Genomic DNA, 21,536 nt, shown 5'->3' with positions numbered 1-21,536 from the left:
AAGAAAAACACTCACGATGCTAGACTGTTAGAATTGATAAATTAAAATTAGTTTTATTTAATTTGCCAGTACTCCTGCATAAATCGCTCCATGAGCACGTGCACTGGTTTCTCAATAGCCGTCGATAAGGTTATAGCTTCTTCCATTTCTTGTTCCACTTCTACGATCCAGAAATAAGCATGAATTTTTCTATGTGATAATTTATGGATAATAGGCTCTTGATTGTAAACGCTTTCGCGAAAGCGAGATCCTCCAACTAATTCCTTGAAAACTTCATGTTCTGTAACTTCACTAGACAACATAGCACCATTTGCATTAATGTAAGGGAACTCAAATAGTCCTGCCCAAATACTACTGTTATCACGTTGCCGAAGTATCGTTTTATTAGATGGAGTTTGAACCACTAAATAATGATGAAATAGGCTTTTCACCTTAGTTTTTTTGAGTTTTTGTGGCAACTCAGGAATCCTGTTTTCATTAAAAGCAACACAATCCTTTTGAAATGGGCAAGTAGTGCAATCTGGATTTTTAGGAGTGCATTGCAACGCGCCAAATTCCATAATCGCCTGATTGTGTGTCGCTGGATCTTGTCTATTAAGCAATTGACTAGCCAGTTTTTTAAACTCTTTAATACCTACCGGCACATTTATAGGCGTGGCTATACCATAAATACGTGACAATACACGATAAACATTACCATCCACAACTGGAACAGCCTCATTATATGCAAAACTTGCAATCGCCGCAGCAGTATAGTCGCCTACTCCTTTTAAATCGAGTAAATCTTTATAATTATCAGGAAATTTTGAATTATTATCGACAATCTGCATGGCAGCAGTTTGTAGATTCCTAGCTCTTGAGTAATAACCTAATCCTTGCCATAATTTAAGTACTTGATCTTGTGGTGCTGCAGCAAGATCTTCTACCGTCGGGAAGGTTTTAACAAAACTTTCATAGTATGGCAGCCCTTGTTTAACGCGTGTTTGCTGTAAAATCACCTCACTAAGCCATATAAAGTATGGGTTATGCGTATCCCGCCATGGAAGCTGCCTTTTGTTAACTACGTACCAATCAATAAGTTGCTGAGAAAAGTTCATAAAATGTGTTAAAATGCTACCTGCAATATATATCTTCTTAAATTTTAATTGATTAGAGATTTCATATTTACATTTTTAGGGTATATTTGCGCCCTATTTAATAAACCCTAATTAAATTAAAAATGACTAAAGCAGATATCGTATCTAAGATTTCAGATAAACTGGGAATGGAGAAGACTGATGTACAGGCAACCGTTGAATCTTTCATGAATGAGGTGAAGGACTCACTTGAAACTGGAGAAAACGTATATTTACGTGGTTTCGGAAGCTTTATAGTAAAAACTAGAGCTGAAAAGACTGGACGTAACATTTCTAAGAATACAACTATTAAAATTCCTGCTCACAATATACCAGCTTTTAAACCAGCTAAAGTATTTGTAGACGGAGTAAAATCAAACGTAAAAGTAAAGTAAAACCATAAGAGATATGCCAAGCGGTAAAAAGAGAAAAAGACATAAGGTTGCAACGCACAAACGTAAGAAACGTCGTCGCGCTAATCGTCACAAGAAGAAAAAGTAGTCTAGGACTACTTTTTCTATTTTAAATGCTCATTGAAATAGGGTTGCAAATGACAACTCGCGCGCAGTACAAGTTTTAATATAACCTTGTACAAAAAACTTATAAACCTACTTTACTATTTCTAATCGTTAGAAAAAGTAAGGTTATAAACATTACAGGAATTATGGATAAAGAAATTATTATCCGTTCCAGTGCTACAAAAATCGACTATGCCCTTACTAAAAATGGTAGGCTAACCGATTTACATAAAGATGAAGAAGAAAGTAAATTTGCAGTAAGTGACATATTCATTGCAAAGTCACGTAAGGTTCTTTCTGGTCTTAACGCTACTTTTGTAGACGTAGGCTATGAAAAAGATGGTTTTTTACACTATCACGATCTAGGTATTAAATACCTCACTCAACTTAAATTTACTAAACAAATTTTGAGCGGTAGACGCAAAAATTTTGCGCTCAAAGACATCAAATTTGAAAAAGATATAGAAAAACATGGGGCTATTGAAGATGCCATAGCACCTAATCAACCTATACTTGTTCAAGTAGTTAAAGAACCTATATCTACTAAAGGACCTCGCCTTAGTGCAGAGCTTTCTTTACCAGGTAGATATGTTGTTCTTGTTCCTTTTTCTGATCGTATTTCTATATCTCAAAAGATAGAAGATAGAGAGGAAAAAAGCCGACTTAAAAGACTTGTAAAAAGCATTAAACCTGAAGGATTTGGCGTTATTGTACGTACAGTCGCAAAAGGTAAACTCGTAGCAGAGCTGGACCAAGATTTACAAAATCTTGTAGAAAAGTGGGAAACCATGTGTAGGAAAATACACAAGGCAAGTTTTCCAACCAAGGTCATGACTGAAGTAAGTCGTACCAATTCCCTTATGAGAGATGTTTTTAATGATACTTATACTTCTATAGTGGTCGATGATCAAGGAGTTTATGATGAAATTAAAAACTATTTAAAAACTATTGCCCCACATAAAGAGTCTATAGTAAAATACCACAATCCAAAGACATCAATTTTTGAAAAATACGGTATTGAACGACAGATCAAAACATCATTTGGCCGCACAGTTTCTATGAGCAAAGGTGCTTACCTTGTAATAGAACACACTGAAGCCATGCATGTTATAGATGTAAACTCTGGGAATAGATCTAATAAAGCAGATAGTCAAGAAGATACTGCTCTAGAAACCAACATGATATCAGCAACAGAAATTGCACGCCAGCTTAGGCTTAGAGACATGGGTGGTATTATAGTGGTAGATTTTATCGATATGCGCAAAGCAGAGAATCGCAAGAAACTCTATGAGCACATGCGTGATGAAATGGCAGATGACCGTGCAAAACATAAGATACTTCCACCTAGTAAATTTGGTTTGATACAAATTACTAGACAGCGTGTAAGGCAAGAGGTAAACATCAAAACTCGTGAGGAAAATCCTGATGGCAATGGAGAAGAAATACAAGCTCCTATACTTGTCATACAAGAAATTACTGAAAATTTAGAACGACACCTTAAAGCTGGTGTAAAAAAGGTAACGCTTCATGCGCATCCATTTATAGCTGCTTTTATTACAAAAGGTTATCCTTCTATACGATCTAAATGGTTCATGAACCACAAAAAATGGATCAAAGTAGTACCTAGAGATGCCTATACTTATCTAGAATATAATTTCAAAGATAAAGATGGTAACGATCTTACTTAAAATTTAAAACGCCTACAGGCTTTGATCTGTAGGCGTTTTTTTGTGGTGTGTTTTTAAAATTTTCGCTTTCGCGAAAGCGATATAATAACAGGGTTAGTTATTTTATAAAATCACAGTATCTATTCAAATTTAAAGCAACATTAAACATACGCATATCGCATTTTAATATTGGTTGAGGTTTGTCATTTATAACGGTCAATGACTTTAAAGAATTTCCTTCTTTATTAAATTAAAACTGATTTATTCTAGAAACTTCCTTTTAAAAACAAAGGACACTAAAGAACTTTAGAGTAAGTCATTTTTAAAGATGAAACCTAATCTTTTAACCTGAAAGCTTTTCATAATCACACATCTTTCATAAAGAAGAGAAACTATCAAAAAAAGATAAATTGAAGATTTATAATACCAATCTTTTCTAAAAAAGATCAACCTAATCAACCATAGCGAGTACCTTTGCAAAAAATTTAAGTGCTATGGAAGCTAAAACACCTTCACAATCTTTTACTACCGTAACCGATATGGTTTTACCTAGTGAAACGAATCCGCTGAATAACTTATTTGGTGGTGAGTTGCTGGCACGTATGGATCGTGCAGCTAGCATTGCTGCTAGACGTCATTCTAGACGTATTGTAGTGACAGCTTCTGTTAACCATGTGGCTTTTAATAGAATGGTACCATTAGGTAGTGTTGTTACTATAGAAGCGCAAGTTACAAGAGCTTTTAAGACTTCTATGGAAGTTTATATGGACGTTTGGGTGGAAGATCGTGAAAGTGGTCAACGTACTAAGGCAAATGAAGCTATTTACTCTTTTGTAGCTGTCGATGAAACTGGCAGACCTATTGAAATTGCCCCTATTCAACCTGAAACTGAAATAGAAAAAGGACGATATGACGCAGCGTTAAGGCGTAAACAGTTAAGTTTAGTTCTTGCGGGAAAAATGAAAGCAAAAGACGCTACTGAATTAAAAGCGCTTTTTGAGTAACAAATTTTTGTGATTTTTTAATAGTAACGAAAATGGAAATTTGATCTAATCATTTTCAACCGATGCTCATCGCTTCCTAGCTATCCACTTTGCAGGATCTACGGTTTCTGTATCTTCCATCAAGACAAACTTTAATTCTGTCTCTCCAGAGTTAGATGTAAAAATCTCACCGATAATATCTTTAGTATTTACCTTATCGCCTTTTTCTACCGTAACTGTTCTTAGATTATTATAAATAGAGGTGTAGTTACCATGACGGATATAAACAGCTAAAATTCCATATTTACTTTTTGTAATGCGTATCACTTCACCTTCAAAAATAGCACGCACTTTAGCTCCTGCTCTACTCTGCAAACGTAGACCGTTAGAATCTACAGTAAGAGTTCTAAATATAGGATGAGCTTGTACTCCATAGCCCATAGAAACAAAGCCTTCTTCTACCGGCCACGGCAACTTACCTTTATTGCTTTTAAAATTGTCAGCAAGTAACTTGGCTTCTGGTGTCAGGAAAAATTTATTAGCAACAGCACCAGTTTTTCCCTTGTTAGCTGCTCTAATATCTGCTGCAATTAATGCTTTAAGTTCTCTATCTATTTTATTACGTTCTTTGGCTTTCTCTTTAATATCTGCTGCGTACTCTTTTTCATTTGCTCGGACGACTGCCAGTAGATTCTCTTGCTCTACTTTATCAACCTTAAGTGCTTCTCGTTGCTTTTTGTTAAGCGCGAGAACTTTGGTTTTTTCCTTTTTTTCGCTTTCTAATTCTATATTCTTTTCTTCCAAATCTATTGATTTCAAAGTGATCTCGTCTGCTTGCTTTTTACGATAATTAGCATAAGACTGTAAATATTGAACTCTTTTATAGGCCTGTAAAAAATCTTCAGAACTTAGTAAAAACATCAAACGACTTTGAGCATTTTTAGATTTGTATGATTTAACAATCATCTCTGCATAGTCTGCTTTTAAACCTTTGATTTCAGTTTTAAGCTTTTTAATCTTTGCAGTATTTGTCTTTATGTTTCTAGTAAGATTATTTGCCTGCCTATTAGTAATATTTATGATTTCCTGCGTGCTCGCAATCTTTTTATCAATAGTTTCTACGAGCAAAACCATTGTTTTCTCTTCTTTTTGCACGTTTTTAAGTAATCTATCAAATTGATTGATCTCTTTCTGTAATTGGGCTTTGCGCTGTTCTAGAGAGGCTTTATTTGATTGCGCTTTCGCGAAAGCGAAACACAACAAAAACAATATCAAAAGGTAACTGTACTTTTTCATCTATAATTTAAATGGGCTGTAACCAGAAGGCATACTAAAAGGGAAGCTTAACTCTTTGTCAAACTCTACATTTTTAAATTCCATCTCTATCTTTGAAACGCGATTGCGTTGTGTGGCGTCAATTTTAATCTCTTTAGGAATAATTTTATCTTGTACGATCTGATATTCTGGATAAATAACTTTTAAAAAACTATTTTCTGAAGGCTTTGAAATAGACTGTTCTGAAACCTTAAAATCAGTAGGACGCAAGCTAAATAATTTATTCACAAGAGCTTCCTGTTGGAACATATATTCATTTTCTACAATAGAAAAATCTTTATTACCTAATGGATCTACTGCCTGACCTAACAATAAATCTTCCAGTTGTTCAAAGCTTATTTCTTCTCCTAAAAAGTCACTTATCAAACTAAAATCACCATCAAAAGATCTTTTTTGTAGCTTTTCATAGAACTGAACGCGCTGCGGAGTGATATATACTTTTGCACCTGTAAAACCTAGTATGCTAGCACTCATCCATATTTGCTTGCCCTTTTCCATACGCAAATTCACAGTAAACGATCTAGTAGTAGCAGAATTATCATAACTCATAGAAAGTCTAGCGCTCATGGTTTTAAAATCGATACGTGCGGCTTCATGAGCACTCACCACTTTAGATTTTTTTGCCTTAGCAGTTGCATTATTTGCAGCACGCTGTGTACTACCGCATCCTGCGATGATTAACAAAGCAACAATAAAAAGGTATTTCAAATATTTCATTAAGATTTTTTAAATAGCATTTTTACATTAGAACGCATTTTTGCGGCTTTAGTTGCGTCTCCTTTTTGATCATAGCTTATCGCTAGTTGCTGATAAATATCACTCTCTAAGTTAGGCTGATCAAGTAAAAAGCTCAAACCAGTTTCTAACTGATCTATGGCTTTATCAGGTTCATTTAGGTTGTTATGTGCTACACCTCTCAACAAATAAAGCAATGCCTGTGCTGGAAAAACCTCGAGTGCTTTTTCTGTGATCTCTACTGTTTTTTTAAAATCCTTTGTATCAATGCTTAAAAGCGCTACTTTTTTAATCAACTCATAGTTCTTATCGTCTATTTCTAAGCCTTTTTCGTAAAATGAAATCGCGCTAGAAACGTCTTTCTTTTTCAAATAATAATCGCCTAATGCATGGAATGCTTTTACATCTTGTATTTCTTCAGCAAAATTATCTATCGCGTCTTGAATTTCTTCGTCTTCCACATCTGTGGCTTCTGACTGGATAAAATCGTTGAGTACATTGATCTTAGTCTCGGTATCAAACTGATTGGATTCAAAGACTTTTTGCATGCTTTTTATTCCTTTGCGAGTTTTACCGTTTTCTAAATAAATTTTATAAAGAGCTAGTTGTGCTTTATCGCTATCTGGTAAATTCTTATCTAACAACTCTGCTATTTCTTGAACCTTATCCGTATTGTTTTTCTTACTGTATAGGTAAATTAAATTGATATAAGACTTTTCGTTTTTAGGATTGCTCTTAATAGCTAGTTCTAGATCTTCAATACTTTCATCCCTTGCTTCTATCGCACCTAACCTAGCCTCTATTTGTCTTTTTATCTGGCTGCGTCGTTGATCATCACCTAATCGTTGATCTAGCTTTTGAATAATGGCTAGAGCTTCTTCATTTTTGCCTACTCTATAAAACTGATAAGGAAGTAACTCTTCATAATTCTCATTTATTACAGCCAGCTTTTGAAGTACAGCTAATGATTTTTCGTACTCATTTTGCTTATTATGAACATCGTACAATGTTTCTAATAGCCATTCTGATTCTCCAGCTATTTCTATGGCACGTTTTATTTTTTGTTCCGCTTTCGCGAAAGCGTCACTCATCAAATAATTCTTACCCAATTCATATTGCACTGCTCCATTTTCTGGCTCTAGCTTCTCACAAGCTTCTAAAAATGTAATCGCTTTATCGTGATTACCAATGGCCTTTGCAGAGAGTGCATTGAAAAAATTGTCCTTGAAACTGTCTGACACATCTCCTAAATCATCCACATTTACCTCATCAGAAAAGACTTCTTCCTGAGCAAAAAGACTTTTACCTAGCAAAAAGAGGACCAATAAGGATGCTATTTTTAATGATTTATTCATGTGTTTCTTTTTTCAACAACTATTCCATAATGGTATAATCGCCTATGCTAATTCTGGTAAACTTACCATCGTACTTTACGTGACTACCTATCATAGCTTCTTCTAAAATAGCGTTTTTAATAACAGAATCTTTCTGAATCAAAGAATTTGTAATCGTACAATTTTCAATTACTGTGCCAGCGCCTATAGAAACATGAGGTCCAACGGTACTATTTTTAAGTACCACACTACTATCGATAACGCAAGGTTGTATGATTTTAGAATCATGTAAAGTGGGTTGTGTAGTTAACTCTACGCTTTCATCTTTTTCCATAAAACTCATGATGCGCTGGTTGGTTTCAATAGCAACTACTTTATTACCACAGTCCATCCATTCATCTACAGTTCCTGTTTTGAACACATTTCCTGACGCCATCATTCTTTTAATACCATCGTTGATCTGGTACTCGCCACCGTTAATAATGTCATTATCGATTACAAATTGAAGTTCTTTTTTGAGATCTGCAATTTCCTTAAAATAATATATACCAATAACTGCTTGATCGCTAACAAATTGTTTTGGCTTTTCAACTAGCTCTACAATTTCTTCTTTTTCATTCAATTTAACTACTCCATAAGCTTCTGGCTGGTCCACTTGTTTTGTCCAGATCACAGCGTCTGAAGCTGGATCGAGTTCAAAACTTGCTCTTATTAAGGTATCTGCATAGGCTACCACCGCAGGTCCAGAAAGTGAAGGCTCTGCACGCATAATCGCATGTCCAGTTCCTAAAGGATCTAACTGACGGTAAATACTAGCTTTTGCACCAAGACCTTCAGCTAGTTGCTCTAAACTTTTAACAACCTCATCACCAAAGAATGCTGGATCACCAAGTATAAAAGCAATTTCTTCTACTGGTTCTGAAAGTATGCGCGCGATATCCTTTACCAATCGATGTACGATAGGCTGGTTTGCAATAGGAATTAAAGGTTTAGGCGTTGTTAATGAATGTGGGCGCAATCGTGAACCACGACCTGCCATAGGTACAATTATTTTCATAAGCATCTCAACCGCTTGCGCGGTTGTCTATTAATTTTATCGAGATTTAAACCAAGTATTCCCTCAAAAAATCTCTTTGTTATATGATTATATTGACTTTATATCTTTTAAATACAAATCGCTAAGTTAAAAACTTATAAGGTGTTATTACAGCTTCAAAAGATGAATCTTAGCTTTCTAACTTAAGATTGAACTGGATTTTTTCATAACAAAATCCAGTTACTTCACTCCAGTACTACCAAAACCACCTTCACCGCGTTCTGTAGAACTTAACTCCTCAACTTTGTGCCATTCTGCTCGCTCGTGCTTTGCGATGACTAGTTGGGCAATTCTTTCGCCACTTTCCACAGTAAAAGCCTCATTAGAAAGATTGACTAAAATGACACCTATCTCGCCACGGTAATCGGCATCAATAGTTCCTGGTGCGTTAAGAACTGTAATGCCTTTTTTTGCAGCTAGACCACTTCTAGGCCTTACTTGGGCTTCCGTTCCTATAGGAAGTTCTATAAATAATCCAGTTTTTATGATCGCTCTTTCTAACGGTTGTAAAGTAACTGCGGTTTCTAGATGTGCTCGTAAATCCATTCCTGCACTAGCCTCTGTTTCATAATGAGGTAATGTGTGAGCTGATTTATTTATGATCTTAATAGTCATTTTCTTTTTATTATTTTATTGATGATCCCGCTTTCGCGAAAGCTAACTACTGCTAAAACTAATAGAGTCATAGCAGTTCCTACTAAATAAGTAGCTAGGCTTTCTACTCCTAATTCTTCTCTAACGTAATAGAAAAATACTAGTGATAACGTGATTGATATTCCTAAATATAAAAGAATATTTTTGAGATCGTAAGGAACGGCAAGGTGTTTTTTTCCTATAAGATAAGAAACTACCATCATGAGTCCATAAGCAGCGCAAGTCGCATAAGCACTTGCCATATAACCTATATGCGGAATCAACAATACGTTTACAACAATCGTAAGAATCGCTGCCGTGATAGAAATGTAAGCGCCGTATCTAGTTTTATCTTGGATTTTGTACCATACGGATAGCGTTTGATAAATCCCAGAAAAGAAATAAGCAATTAAAATCAACGGCACGACTTCCATCGCAGTTTCAAATCCTTCTTTAACGATATAAGGTTTGATTAAATCTACCAGAACTACATAAGCCATCAATGCAACAGCACCGAAGGCAACAAATGCTTTAGTAATCAATGCATATTGTTGCGTCGCATTTTTATCGCCAGCCTGGCTAAAAAAGAAAGGTTCTACACCTAATCTAAAAGCTTGAGCATATAAGGTCATCCCAACGGCAAGTCGGTAACCTGCGGTGTAAACACCTACAATACCTTCCGCCTCTTCTTCACTTACGGGAAGTAGTTTTTGTAATAAAATTTTATCTAGTGTTTCATTTATGGCAAATGCAAAACCAGCTAATAAAATAGGCCAACCATAAGAAAGCATTTTCTTCCATAGGGTTTTATCAAATTCCCATTTCATAAAATAGGGTTTGATGACTATTAAGAAGGTAATGAAACTAGCAGCAAGAAAAGCTATAAAAAACAACTGTATTCTATCACCTGGAAGTACTTTTTCTAGCGCTGTAAAATACTGTAAAGCAGAAAAAAAGATAAAAGTCATTCCTACAGAAACGACCACATTAAACAATTTGATCAAGGCATAATTAGTAGACTTTCCTTGCGCTCGCATATAAGCAAACGGAATAACCATTAAGGTATCAAAGATGATGATAGCAAACACCCATTTCCAGTAATGAGCAGATAAATCTGTAATAGCTTCAATATCACATATAAATACATAGCTTAAAACTCCAAAAATTAAAGTTGATACTAGTAAAGATATAAGTGCTGTTCCTAATGTTTTAGCTTTTGTTGACGCATCGTTATAAAATCTAAAGAATGCCGTTTCCATCCCATAAGTAAGGACCACATTTGCAAAAATGATGTAAGAAAAAATTATAGAAACCTCACCAAACTCTACTTTACCAGGTAGATATTCCGTTAATAACTTGGTCAATAAAACCGTTAATAAACGCGGCAACACCGTCGCAAGACCGTAGATAAACGTGTTCTTAAAAAGGTTTTTTATGGAGCTCAATAGCGTTGGTTTATTCTAAGATTCAAAGGTACGTAAATTGAGTGCTTTTTACTTATTGTTTGAAGTGGACAAATGACCGCTGCGCAGAAATACTTACTATGAAGTCAACTTATCATCTGTATTTTAGTTGGTCGATAGCAACAAAACATGCCAAGACGAATACTTGGCATGTTGGTTTCAAATCATTTTCTACCGAAAAATTGGAATTAAAAATGAATTTACCCAGCACAAGCTACATCATGACTATGCACATGACGTTTTTTGCATACATTGCTGCCACTATAATCTGTATAGCCGCCTGGCCAGGTGATGCTGCCTTTGGTGATTTTTGCTAATTGAATATAATCATCACTTACATAATCACAAATAATGATGTGAACCGGTCTTTTGATTTGACTTGCCAAAGAAATATCTCTTATACCGCTGCTATCTGCTATAAGAACAAAGTCTTTTTTACCATTACATAATTCTTGACTTGCAAGAATCGCCTCGATATCATTTTCTGGTCCATCGCCGCCATTACCGTTATCAACAGCTGTTGCAACAGTTTTCAAGAATGCATCAATATCAGAATGATCTGGATGGTAAATACCACCTGTTTTGCCAATTGTTTTGCCGTTACCATTTCGGTTTGTATTATCATCACCATCGTTAAACAAAACCATATTATGAATGAGCTGTTTGTCTTTATTCACATGATGCCAGCGCACCACTTGACCTACATAACTGTACATACTTCCGGTCCAGTCCACAATAACGGACATATCTTGCCACTCTGGATGTGCATTAAATGCATCAAAAACTACCGTACTGTTGGACGTACTGGTCCCGCCTATGCGGTGTGCAGTTTTAGCTTTAGCACTTTTTACGTAGTGTTTTTTCCCTGTTTTGTCTTTTACCTCAATAATCTCGTCAGAACTTTCGGCATTGATATAGCTTCTTAATTCTTTAGCGATTTTTGCTCCTTGCGCTTTCGCGAAAGCGGCACCTAAAACAACAACCGCAACAATAAATAACTTTTTCATGATCTATATTTTTGATAAATCTAGAAAAAGAAAGGACTCACACATAGTTGCAATGAGTGAGCCCTTGATATGAATGAGTGAAATCGCTTACTGACCTTGCAACGGTGCGCTAGGGTATGCCACGGTTTCTTTTTGAGTAATGTTTTCTAATTTGACATATTTCATTTTGCCATTTGCTTCAAAAGCAATAACTGCTTTATCGTTTGCTAATTCAAAGGGTATTCCATCATAGTTAGGAACTCTATTCCCAAATTCTTCTTTTGAATCTGCACTCATATTGTACGCAGTTGATGGATATGTAAAGCGAGAAATGAGCATCGTTTTATCGTTAGCAATAAATCTTGCGATATTGTTTTCCATTCCTCTAAAATAGACTGCTGCAAGAGTATGCCCTTCTAAAATAGATGCAGGAAAGTAAAGAGTTACTCCATTTCCAGATCCTGGAGCACCACCGGACCATTCTTCAAAATAAGGTTGTTCTGTTTTTTCAAACTGGCTGGAAGACATGCTTTGCGTGACTTTTTTTGAACCGCAAGAAGTTAAACACAGTAGTAGAAAAAGCGTAAAATATTTCATAGTAATTTTTGCTTTAAGTTGCAGAAATATAGCTAACCTTAAAAATTCTAGATCATAAATTATTCAAAATATTTGCCGCCGCGATAATTTCTTCTTCTTTTTTAGCAAAACAGAAGCGTAACATTTTAGGATCCTTACCATTCATAAATACAGAAATAGGAATGCTAGCGATTTTATGATGTGTAGTAAGCCTTTTAGCAAAATCAACATCATTTTCATCTGTAATAGCCGAATAATCTAATAATTGAAAATAAGAGCCGTGAGACGCTTTAAATTTAAACTGACTATCTTTTATAAGATTTAAGAAAAGGTCTCGCTTACGTTGATAAAAAGCACCTAATTCTGTGTACCGCTTTGGTTGTATCAGGTAATTTGCGAGTGCGTCTTGTACTGGATGATTAACGCAATACACTACATATTGATGCACTTTATAAAATTCTTCCATTAATTTTTTAGGAGCCAAGCAAAAACCCATTTTCCAACCAGTGACATGAAAGGTTTTACCAAAACTACCTGTTATAAAACTGCGCTCACGTAATCCATTATACCTAGCAGCGCTTAAATGTTCTCTTCCATCAAAAGCGATATGTTCATAAACCTCATCGCTTAAAAGTAGTAAGTTGTGTTCTACTACTATTTTTTCTAGCTGCAACATATCTTCATGAGATAACATATTGCCACTAGGATTATGGGGTGAGTTGATCAGAATCATTTTAGTTCTAGCAGTAACCTTGTCTTTAACTTCTTGCCAATCAATGATAAATTCTGGTAATTTCATGGCAATATCCATCACTTTTCCACCAGCCAATTCTATCGCTGGTCCATAACAATCGTAAGCTGGAGAAAAAACAATTACCTCATCACCTGTATGAACCACCGATTGTATAGCAGTAAAGATTCCTTGTGTAGCTCCTGCTGTAAGGCAAATTTCATTTTCAGGGTCATAAAAAGCCTTGTGTTGCTGTTGGGTCATGTTAGAAATAGCAGCACGCAAGGACATAAGTCCTGCCATAGGTGCGTATTGATTTTTATCGTCTTGAATGGCCTTTGTAATCAACCCTTTCAAAACTGGATCTACTGGAAAATTAGGAAAGCCTTGAGAAAGATTGAGCGCACCATGTTTTTGAGACAAGACGCTCATGGTTGTAAAGATGGAGTCTGTAACGTTAGGAAGTTTTGATCTAGTCATGTTCGTAAATTAAGAAATAGGATACAGAAACTGCTTATCTATCAATATAGTTTTAACAAAAAATCCCATTTCAATTAAATTGAAATGGGATTTTTTAATTGTAATAAGAATTGAAACTATGAAACAGTCTCCGCCTTTAAGTATTCACGATTCATACGTGCAATATTCTCTAATTTGATTCCTTTAGGACACTCGATCATACAAGCTCCTGTATTGGTACAGTTACCAAATCCTTCAATATCCATCTGACGTACCATATCTTGAACACGCTTTGTAGCTTCTACTTCACCTTGAGGTAATAAAGCATATTGAGATACTTTGGCACTGGTAAATAACATAGCACTTGCGTTTTTACAAGCCGCTACACATGCTCCACAACCTATACACGTGGCACTGTGAAATGCTTCATCTGCCTTTTCCTTTTCAACAGGAATAGAGTTAGCATCTTGAGTATTACCAGAAGTATTTACAGATACATAAGCACCTGCTTGCTGGATTCTATCAAATGAAGAACGATCTACAATCAAATCTTTGATCACAGGAAAAGCAGCTGCTCTCCATGGTTCGATCGTAATAGTATCGCCATCATTGAACTTTCTCATGTGCAATTGACATGTAGTAGTCAGTTTTTGCGGTCCATGAGGCTGCCCATTAATCATCATGTTACAAGATCCACAGATTCCTTCACGGCAGTCGTGATCAAATTCTACTGGCACCTCACCTTTATTGACTAACTCTTCATTAAGAATATCCATCATTTCAAGAAAAGACATATCACCATCTACACCATCTAGTGGATAAGTAACCATTTTTCCTTTGGCTTCAGGACCAGCCTGTCTCCATATTTTTAAAGTAAGTTTCATACTTTTTATATTTAGTTAATTACGCTTTAGCGAAAGCGTAACATTTAACATTCAATTATTTATAACTACGAGTTTTCAATTCCACATTTTCAAACACTAGGTCTTCCTTGTGCAATTTAGCATCACGCGGATTTTCATTGTACTCCCATGCACTTACAAATGCAAAGTTTTCATCATCTCGTAGCGCTTCACCTTCTGGAGTCTGGTATTCTTCACGGAAGTGACCACCACAACTCTCATTTCTAGTTAAAGCATCTTTTGCAAACAACTCTCCTAATTCAAGGAAATCTGCTACACGACCTGCTTTTTCTAATTCTTGGTTTTTAGTATCAGCGCTTCCCGGAACTTTTACGTTCTTCCAGAAATCTTCACGCAACTCTTTAATTTCGTCCATTGCAGACTGCAAATCCTCTGCGTTACGAGACATACCACATTTGTTCCACATGATTAAACCAAGTTTCTTGTGGTAATAGTCAACAGAATGAGTTCCTGAACCATTCATCAATTTCTCAATGCGTGCACGAGTATCTTTCTCTGCTTGCTCAAATTCTGGAGTTTCGGTAGAAATCTCTCCCGTTCTAATTTCGTTTGAAAGATAATCACCAATTGTATATGGAAGGACGAAATAACCGTCTGCAAGACCTTGCATCAATGCACTTGCTCCTAAACGGTTTGCACCGTGATCAGAGAAGTTTGCTTCACCAGCGGCAAAACAACCTGGTACTGTAGTCTGTAAGTTATAATCTACCCATAATCCACCCATCGTGTAGTGAACTGCTGGAAATATTTTCATAGGTACTTCATAAGGATTCTCATCAGATATGTTCTGATACATGTCAAACAAGTTTCCGTATTTCTTTTCAATAACCTTTTTACCTAAAGCTATCATTTCTTGCTTACTAGCATCTTTCTTACCACTGGTCAAGGCTTCTACCTTACCATAACGATAAAAAGATTCTTCAAAGTCCAGATAAACAGCATTACCTGTTTTATTTACACCATAACCAGCGTCACAACGCTCTTTTGCAGCACGAGATGCTACGTCACGTGGTACAAGATTACCAAATGCAGGATACCTTCTTTCTAGATAATAATCTCTGTCTTCTTCTTTAAGGTCTACACCTCTTAATTTTCCTTCACGTATTGCTTTTGCATCTTCTAGCTTTTTAGGAACCCATATACGTCCATCATTACGTAATGACTCTGACATTAATGTCAATTTAGACTGATGCTCTCCAGATACTGGAATACACGTAGGGTGAATTTGTGTGTAACATGGATTTGCAAAGTAAGCACCACGACGGTGTGTTCTCCATGCTGCCATTACGTTACTTCCCATCGCGTTAGTGGATAGAAAAAATACATTTCCATAACCACCTGATGCAATGACTACGGCATGCGCTCCATGTCTTTCTATTTCACCGGTAACTAAGTTACGAGCGATAATACCACGAGCTTTTCCATCTACTTTTACAAGATCTAACATCTCGTGACGGTTAAATGGCTGCACTTTACCGCGGTTGATCTGTCTATTTAAAGCAGAATATGCTCCTAATAACAGCTGTTGTCCTGTCTGTCCTGCTGCATAAAAGGTTCTTGATACAAGAACACCACCAAAAGAACGATTATCTAATAACCCACCATATTCACGTGCAAAAGGAACTCCTTGTGCAACACACTGGTCAATAATATTAGAAGAAACCTCTGCAAGTCTGTGAACATTTGCTTCACGTGATCTATAATCACCACCTTTAATAGTATCATAGAATAAACGGAAGTTTGAATCTCCATCTCCTTGATAATTTTTGGCAGCATTGATTCCACCTTGTGCTGCAATTGAGTGCGCACGACGTGGGGAATCGTTATAACAAAATGTCTTAACGTTATAACCTAGCTCTGCAAGAGTAGCAGCTGCACTTCCACCAGCAAGCCCAGTTCCTACAACGATAACATCGATGTTACGTTTGTTAGCTGGATTTACTAAGTTAATAGTGTTTTTATGTGTTACCCACTTTTCAGCAAGTGGTCCTTGAGGTACTTTCGAATCTAATACTGACATAATTTTATATTATTAGTGAGTAAAATGATGATAAAGAGCGATAAAAACAAACCCTGCTGGAATCAATACTGACCATGCGTATGTTGCTTTTCTAAGCCCATCACCTTTATTGATAGCTTTTGCACCCATCGACTGAAATGAACTATTAAATCCATGCCATAAATGCAATGCTAGTAAAATAAAAGAAACTACATAAATTCCTACTCTCACTGGACTTACAAATTTCTCTTTTAATTCTGGTAAATATCTAGTCGGATCTTCTGGTTGCACATCAATATACTTTACAGTCATCTCGTGCACCCAAAAATCATACATATGCAATCCTAGGAATGCTAAAACGACAAGTCCCGTTATAATCATGTTTCTTGACACCCAAGAAGAGTTAGAATTTCCCGAAAATTGTGCGTACTTAACTGGACGTGCTTTTCTATTTTGTAGGTCAAGAACGATTCCCATAACAAAATGAACAATTAATCCACCTATTAAAATAGGTTGTGCAACAAATTGCACTAAAGGATTGTATCCCATGAAATGAGACCACTCATTAAATGTGTCTGGTGCGATGACTGATGTAATGTTAATTACAAAATGCTGTGTTAAAAATATTACCAGAAATAATCCTGAAAGTGCCATTACCCACTTTCTAGCAAGCGATGATTTTACTAATGCGCTCATGTATAATTTTTTAGTTTGTCGCAAAGATAACTTTCAGTCGTATCAATTTCAATCGTAATAGTCAAAAGGCTTTGTTAACATGCTTATTTGGATTGAATCTTAATAGTTTCTATAAGTATTTACCTTGAATTAGTGGTAATTTCTTCCATTTCCTTTCAATGTAATGGTTAAGATATTGTTGTTGTTTTGTTCCGCTTCCGCGAAAGCAAGAATAAAAAAAGCCACTTTGTAAAGTGGCTTTATCTAATAAAATCAATAGAGAGATTTATATACAAGTCGGATTAGGATTAACTGGAAGGTCGGTGGTGAGCACATGATACCAGGCAAGTGCTGGATCATTACCTTGCACTGTGCGTAACACCATGCGATTTGCCGTTATTTCCATAATTTCATATTCACTACTGCCCACATACCAACTTATGAAACTATCATTAGGAAGTAATATGGTTGTTTTTCTTGACTCTTCTACTGGCACGTCTGTGTCTAGTGTAGGAGTAAAAGTTACTACTCCTGGACCTGGAGCAGTAAAAGGAAGACACTCATCATCATTATTTCCATTAATCGCAGATGGGCCACCAAACTGTGTTAAATACGAATTATGAAAATAGGTTCCTCCAAAATTCTTAAGTTCATATATCACATTATTACCATCTTTTGTAAAAACCATTTCATCTTCGTAGAAACATTCTGTTAGATCGTTACAATATCTGCCAAAAGCTGGTACGGGAAAAAATGCAGGTGAAAAATATGCATCTGGAGATTGACCAGGAATCAAATTAGTAGGACCAACACCCCAATGTCCATTTTCTGTTACTGACCAATACCATGTTTTGGAAGAGCCGCCTGTTAAAAAATCTTTTGCTTCGGGATCATCAAAAGTACTCAATACATCTACCACTTGTGTTGTAGTAGTTGCAGCACCACCTGTACCGGTAGCAGTAACGGTGACATTATAACTTATCACTCCTAATTCTACAAAACGATGTTCAATAGTGCCATCAAAGGTAGACCCTTGACGACCATCACCAAAGTCATAGGTATAATTAAGTGCGTTTTCTGAAGTAGCATTAAAAATAACTATTCCAGTACCATCACCGTTAGGATCTGTAGAACTTTGGCCTTGTATAGTAAAGTTTAATTCTAGATTACTTGGCGCAATCACATCTCCAAATTCAGTATCATCATCTTGACAAGATTGGGTAAAACATACCATTATCAAGACTAGTAAAAGCTTATAATAAATTTTCATTCTTATTATTTTAATTTGTTTGAATTAAGTCATCGATATAAATGGTCTCTGGTCCTGTAGTAGCCTGTAGCGGATCAAAAAATATAACTACGTTTCTTAGGTCATTTGTTTCGTTCCCAGTAAAAGAATTGAATGTTAGTTCTTCCCAGCCATTTGCTACCGTAGTTGTTACACTTGTAACCTCCTGAAATAAACCTCCATTACCTACTCTTTCAATTTTTAACCATACAGGCAAACCTGCTCTAGGCGAATAAACCTTTAAGGTAAAAGAGGTAGTAGCTGTAAATAAAACCGGTTGATCTACAACGATAGCTACCAAAGCAAAACTATTTGTTCCTGTGGCATTTCTATCAAATTGTAAGACAGTACTTGAGCTATTTAATGCATCTGGTACAGGATTAGTAATTATCGAAAAAGATCCATTATTTGTACCAATATCATATTGTCTCAAAGGATCTTCAAAATCAAGCGGCAAAAGAATGGGTGGTCCGTCTGCAAGCTCTAAATCATCAAAATAATTGATATCACCTGTAGGTGCTCCACCTAAATCGAAGAAGACAACAAAACGACTAAATGCCTGTGTAGTATCTAACCCTGTAGTATCAAAGAATAAAGTTTCCCACTCACTTACTTTTGTAGTGAATGCTTCATAATCTGCAGAAGCGATAGATCCATCAGCATTTTCAAATTTCATTGTTACCTTAGTACCGACAGGCATAGGTGACCAAGTTTTCATTCTTAAACCTTGAGGTCCAGAGAAGTCAATCGGCCCACTTAATGGAACAACTACTCCACCAAAAGTTTGAGTCCCAGTTTTTTCAATACTTACAACTCTAGTACTATTATTACTAGGACTAACATCAGGATTAGCAATTATTGATACTGCCGATTCAAAATTGATAAGATTGTAATTGAGAGTTGTAGATTCAAAATCAAGTGGTAAAGTAACTGGATCCTCTATTATAACAACATCGGTAACAGAAGTAATAGCTGCTCCACCACTTAAAGCAGTTATTGTAATAGTATAAGTTCCTGTACTGGAATAGTCATAGTTTACTACATCTCCTTCCATAAATACTATAGGGTTCATTGAAGGGTCTTCTCCAAATGTTACTTCGAATGCTGTTTCAAAATCTGCAGTTGCGCTTACAGAAACACCAAAGTTAGAAGTAGCGCTTTCTGTAACGATAATGGAGACATTTTCTGGCGCTCTAAAAGACACTTCTAAATCTCTAACGAAATCCGTCGTTTTACCTCCCAGACTTGTCGCTACTAATCTTACAGGAAAAGTACCTTCTGAATAATTACGTTGTGTATTTTGCCCCAAAGGTAATGTTACCGACTCACCACTTCCATCTCCAAAAAAGACCTCAAAACTACTTACATTCTCACCAGATGGTGAAATGGTTACAAGACCAGAATTGTCCTGAGTTATATTAAAGACTAATCCTAAATTTGTGGGAGCTTCCAAGCTTAAACTCAAGTCTTTATCATCATCACTATCACAACTAGATAGCAATGAACTCATTACTAATAAAGCAACAAATAAAAATTTAATATTTTTCATTACAAATTCGTTTTAATAATTAGGGTTTTGTTCCCAGCGATTTCCAGCTAATAATATTTCTTCTAAAGGAATTGGGAACACTTCATGCTTACCAGATACGAAACCATCTATTTCATTTGCTGCTCTACCAGTCCTTACTAAATCAAAGAAATGATGACCTTCACCTACTAATTCTAATCTACGTTCTAAAAAGATCGCATCATTAAGTGCGGTTCCAGAAAGCTGTACATCTGGCAGATTAAGCCTTGTTCTAACTATGTTTAAATAAGTCCTTGCCTGCCCATCTCCTAAATTACCGCTATTGTATGCTTCTGCAGCCATTAGATAAACATCTGCTAATCTTATGGCACGATAATTATTAGGGTTGGTAAGATTTGCATCACCTGTATTCAAATCGCCTTGTCTTGCAATATATTTTCTATTATAAAAACCTGTGTGTTCAAACCCTACACTAAATGTTGCGCCGTTTGAAGCTGCAAAGGCATTTATATCTAGTATAGCAACATCCTTTCTAGGGTCAGATGGCTCAAATAAATCTACCACTTCTTGAGTAGGAACATTAAAACTAAAACCAGAATCAAATAATGGACCATTATAATTTCTTATACCATTGAATCCCACGGCAACATTTCCTTCACTACACTGCAAACAACCAAAGCCTGCGCCTTCGGCATCAGAATATTGAATTTCAAATACAGATTCAGAATTATTTTCATTATCATTTTCAAAAATGGTTGAATAGTCCGTAACCAAGCTATATGCATTAGACAAAATTAAATCATCTAATACGTCAGCAGCATCTCCATATTTTTGCTGAAACAAGTATACTTTACCTAGCAAAGCTTGAGCACTACCTTTAGTAGCACGACCGACATCAGGCGTAGTATACTCTAGATTATCTATGGCAAAAATTAAGTCCCTCTCAATTTGTGCATAAACATCAGCCTTCGGTGTTCTATCTACCTCAAATTGATCACCGAACAAAAACCTTTGATCAACCACTAATGGTACATCTCCAAAAAACTTAACCAATTCAAAGTAATAATAAGCTCTTAAAAAACGTGTTTCTCCTAAAACTCTTGGTTTATCAGGAAAATCAGTTTTATCTTGAAACTCCATAATGAAATTTGTCCTGTTAACACCTGCAAACATTCTTTGCCAAATATCGGATAATTGCTCATTAACAGGTGTGTGCAGCATATCATCTATTTGCTGTATTCCTATTACATCCGTAGCACTTTCTCCGCCTGCAAGAGTGTTATCAGAGGCAATATCTCCTAGCATCACATTTAAATAGGTAGACTGCAACAAATCATATGCACCAACTAGGGCACTTTCATAATCCTCTTGCGAATTGAAGAAATTCTCTGAGTTTGTATCTTCACTAGTTACGTCTAAATAATCCTCGCTACAAGCATTGAAACCTATTGCAACGACGAATAATACTATATATAATTTATAAATCTTCATCT

At 35.9% G+C, this 21,536-nt stretch carries 19 protein-coding genes; 3 read left to right on the top strand and 16 right to left on the bottom strand.

Annotation, left to right across the window (positions count from 1 at the left end; all coding sequences use genetic code 11):
* Window positions 1–53 precede the first annotated feature (53 nt).
* Entirely contained in the window at window positions 54–1,097 is a 1,044-nt protein-coding gene (mutY, locus tag ACTF54_RS05430; RefSeq protein ID WP_438968897.1) for an A/G-specific adenine glycosylase, read from the bottom strand.
* A 122-nt stretch (window positions 1,098–1,219) separates the two neighbouring features.
* Between mutY and ACTF54_RS05425 the strand changes: the two genes are divergently transcribed.
* The 3 genes from ACTF54_RS05425 to ACTF54_RS05415 all read left to right on the top strand — a co-directional run bounded on the left by ACTF54_RS05425 (window position 1,220) and on the right by ACTF54_RS05415 (window position 4,304).
* The gene (locus ACTF54_RS05425; protein ID WP_104514313.1) at window positions 1,220–1,510 is read left to right on the top strand and encodes an HU family DNA-binding protein; all 291 of its coding nucleotides are present in this window, start codon (window positions 1,220–1,222) and stop codon (window positions 1,508–1,510) included.
* 269 nt (window positions 1,511–1,779) lie between these two features.
* Window positions 1,780–3,321: a ribonuclease E/G gene (locus tag ACTF54_RS05420; RefSeq protein WP_347197010.1), complete on the top strand. Its 1,542-nt coding sequence runs from the start codon at window positions 1,780–1,782 to the stop codon at window positions 3,319–3,321.
* 473 nt (window positions 3,322–3,794) lie between these two features.
* Window positions 3,795–4,304, top strand: a complete 510-nt coding sequence (locus ACTF54_RS05415; protein ID WP_347197011.1) for an acyl-CoA thioesterase — start codon at window positions 3,795–3,797, stop codon at window positions 4,302–4,304.
* 66 nt (window positions 4,305–4,370) lie between these two features.
* Here the strand turns inward: ACTF54_RS05415 and ACTF54_RS05410 are convergent, their stop codons facing one another.
* The 15 genes from ACTF54_RS05410 to ACTF54_RS05340 form a co-directional block, all read right to left on the bottom strand.
* Window positions 4,371–5,579, bottom strand: a complete 1,209-nt coding sequence (locus ACTF54_RS05410; protein WP_347197012.1) for a murein hydrolase activator EnvC family protein — start codon at window positions 5,577–5,579, stop codon at window positions 4,371–4,373.
* The gene (locus ACTF54_RS05405; RefSeq protein ID WP_347197013.1) at window positions 5,580–6,335 is read right to left on the bottom strand and encodes a DUF4292 domain-containing protein; all 756 of its coding nucleotides are present in this window, start codon (window positions 6,333–6,335) and stop codon (window positions 5,580–5,582) included.
* A complete protein-coding gene (locus ACTF54_RS05400) occupies window positions 6,335–7,708 on the bottom strand; it encodes a tetratricopeptide repeat protein (RefSeq protein ID WP_347197014.1) in 1,374 nt (457 codons plus the stop codon). Before ACTF54_RS05400 ends, ACTF54_RS05405 begins: the two co-directional genes overlap by 1 nt.
* Window positions 7,709–7,727: 19 nt before the next feature.
* Window positions 7,728–8,744, bottom strand: a complete 1,017-nt coding sequence (locus ACTF54_RS05395; protein ID WP_438968896.1) for a sugar phosphate nucleotidyltransferase — start codon at window positions 8,742–8,744, stop codon at window positions 7,728–7,730.
* 219 nt (window positions 8,745–8,963) lie between these two features.
* Window positions 8,964–9,398: a dUTP diphosphatase gene (dut, locus tag ACTF54_RS05390; RefSeq protein WP_438968895.1), complete on the bottom strand. Its 435-nt coding sequence runs from the start codon at window positions 9,396–9,398 to the stop codon at window positions 8,964–8,966.
* Window positions 9,395–10,861, bottom strand: coding sequence for a lipopolysaccharide biosynthesis protein (locus tag ACTF54_RS05385; RefSeq protein ID WP_438968894.1), 1,467 nt, complete (start codon window positions 10,859–10,861; stop codon window positions 9,395–9,397). Before ACTF54_RS05385 ends, dut begins: the two co-directional genes overlap by 4 nt.
* Before the next feature lie 218 nt (window positions 10,862–11,079).
* Window positions 11,080–11,886, bottom strand: a complete 807-nt coding sequence (locus ACTF54_RS05380; protein WP_438968893.1) for a hypothetical protein — start codon at window positions 11,884–11,886, stop codon at window positions 11,080–11,082.
* 87 nt (window positions 11,887–11,973) lie between these two features.
* Window positions 11,974–12,462, bottom strand: coding sequence for a hypothetical protein (locus tag ACTF54_RS05375; RefSeq protein WP_347196067.1), 489 nt, complete (start codon window positions 12,460–12,462; stop codon window positions 11,974–11,976).
* Between the two features lie 52 nt (window positions 12,463–12,514).
* Entirely contained in the window at window positions 12,515–13,651 is a 1,137-nt protein-coding gene (locus tag ACTF54_RS05370) for a methionine aminotransferase (protein ID WP_438968892.1), read from the bottom strand.
* A gap of 116 nt (window positions 13,652–13,767) precedes the next feature.
* Window positions 13,768–14,514 (bottom strand): succinate dehydrogenase/fumarate reductase iron-sulfur subunit, encoded by a 747-nt coding sequence (locus ACTF54_RS05365; RefSeq protein ID WP_438968891.1) that lies wholly within the window; start codon window positions 14,512–14,514, stop codon window positions 13,768–13,770.
* A gap of 55 nt (window positions 14,515–14,569) precedes the next feature.
* A complete protein-coding gene (locus ACTF54_RS05360; RefSeq protein ID WP_347202252.1) occupies window positions 14,570–16,573 on the bottom strand; it encodes a fumarate reductase/succinate dehydrogenase flavoprotein subunit in 2,004 nt (667 codons plus the stop codon).
* A 12-nt stretch (window positions 16,574–16,585) separates the two neighbouring features.
* Window positions 16,586–17,248, bottom strand: coding sequence for a succinate dehydrogenase cytochrome b subunit (locus tag ACTF54_RS05355; RefSeq protein WP_347196063.1), 663 nt, complete (start codon window positions 17,246–17,248; stop codon window positions 16,586–16,588).
* Window positions 17,249–17,513: 265 nt separating this feature from the next.
* On the bottom strand, window positions 17,514–18,497 hold the full coding sequence (locus ACTF54_RS05350) for a PKD domain-containing protein (RefSeq protein ID WP_347196062.1): 984 nt from the start codon (window positions 18,495–18,497) through the stop codon (window positions 17,514–17,516).
* A gap of 10 nt (window positions 18,498–18,507) precedes the next feature.
* Window positions 18,508–20,064: a hypothetical protein gene (locus ACTF54_RS05345; protein WP_347196061.1), complete on the bottom strand. Its 1,557-nt coding sequence runs from the start codon at window positions 20,062–20,064 to the stop codon at window positions 18,508–18,510.
* A gap of 12 nt (window positions 20,065–20,076) precedes the next feature.
* Window positions 20,077–21,534: a RagB/SusD family nutrient uptake outer membrane protein gene (locus ACTF54_RS05340; RefSeq protein WP_347196060.1), complete on the bottom strand. Its 1,458-nt coding sequence runs from the start codon at window positions 21,532–21,534 to the stop codon at window positions 20,077–20,079.
* Window positions 21,535–21,536: the final 2 nt, after the last annotated feature.

Source organism: Nonlabens sp. (genome assembly GCF_965657255.1).
Lineage (GTDB): Bacteria > Bacteroidota > Bacteroidia > Flavobacteriales > Flavobacteriaceae > Nonlabens.
The sequence above is the reverse complement of the archived record's forward strand: the minus strand, read 5'-3'. Positions and strand labels throughout refer to the sequence as shown.

Bases quoted from the DNA above. Each gene is read 5' to 3' on its own strand.
- mutY (WP_438968897.1), bottom strand. From the start codon at position 1,097: ATGAACTTTTCTCAGCAACTTATTGATTGGTACGTAGTTAACAAAAGG.
- ACTF54_RS05425 (WP_104514313.1), top strand. From the start codon at position 1,220: ATGACTAAAGCAGATATCGTATCTAAGATTTCAGATAAACTGGGAATG.
- ACTF54_RS05420 (WP_347197010.1), top strand. From the start codon at position 1,780: ATGGATAAAGAAATTATTATCCGTTCCAGTGCTACAAAAATCGACTAT.
- ACTF54_RS05415 (WP_347197011.1), top strand. From the start codon at position 3,795: ATGGAAGCTAAAACACCTTCACAATCTTTTACTACCGTAACCGATATG.
- ACTF54_RS05410 (WP_347197012.1), bottom strand. From the start codon at position 5,579: ATGAAAAAGTACAGTTACCTTTTGATATTGTTTTTGTTGTGTTTCGCT.
- ACTF54_RS05405 (WP_347197013.1), bottom strand. From the start codon at position 6,335: ATGAAATATTTGAAATACCTTTTTATTGTTGCTTTGTTAATCATCGCA.
- ACTF54_RS05400 (WP_347197014.1), bottom strand. From the start codon at position 7,708: ATGAATAAATCATTAAAAATAGCATCCTTATTGGTCCTCTTTTTGCTA.
- ACTF54_RS05395 (WP_438968896.1), bottom strand. From the start codon at position 8,744: ATGAAAATAATTGTACCTATGGCAGGTCGTGGTTCACGATTGCGCCCA.
- dut (WP_438968895.1), bottom strand. From the start codon at position 9,398: ATGACTATTAAGATCATAAATAAATCAGCTCACACATTACCTCATTAT.
- ACTF54_RS05380 (WP_438968893.1), bottom strand. From the start codon at position 11,886: ATGAAAAAGTTATTTATTGTTGCGGTTGTTGTTTTAGGTGCCGCTTTC.
- ACTF54_RS05375 (WP_347196067.1), bottom strand. From the start codon at position 12,462: ATGAAATATTTTACGCTTTTTCTACTACTGTGTTTAACTTCTTGCGGT.
- ACTF54_RS05370 (WP_438968892.1), bottom strand. From the start codon at position 13,651: ATGACTAGATCAAAACTTCCTAACGTTACAGACTCCATCTTTACAACC.
- ACTF54_RS05365 (WP_438968891.1), bottom strand. From the start codon at position 14,514: ATGAAACTTACTTTAAAAATATGGAGACAGGCTGGTCCTGAAGCCAAA.
- ACTF54_RS05360 (WP_347202252.1), bottom strand. From the start codon at position 16,573: ATGTCAGTATTAGATTCGAAAGTACCTCAAGGACCACTTGCTGAAAAG.
- ACTF54_RS05355 (WP_347196063.1), bottom strand. From the start codon at position 17,248: ATGAGCGCATTAGTAAAATCATCGCTTGCTAGAAAGTGGGTAATGGCA.
- ACTF54_RS05350 (WP_347196062.1), bottom strand. From the start codon at position 18,497: ATGAAAATTTATTATAAGCTTTTACTAGTCTTGATAATGGTATGTTTT.
- ACTF54_RS05345 (WP_347196061.1), bottom strand. From the start codon at position 20,064: ATGAAAAATATTAAATTTTTATTTGTTGCTTTATTAGTAATGAGTTCA.
- ACTF54_RS05340 (WP_347196060.1), bottom strand. From the start codon at position 21,534: ATGAAGATTTATAAATTATATATAGTATTATTCGTCGTTGCAATAGGT.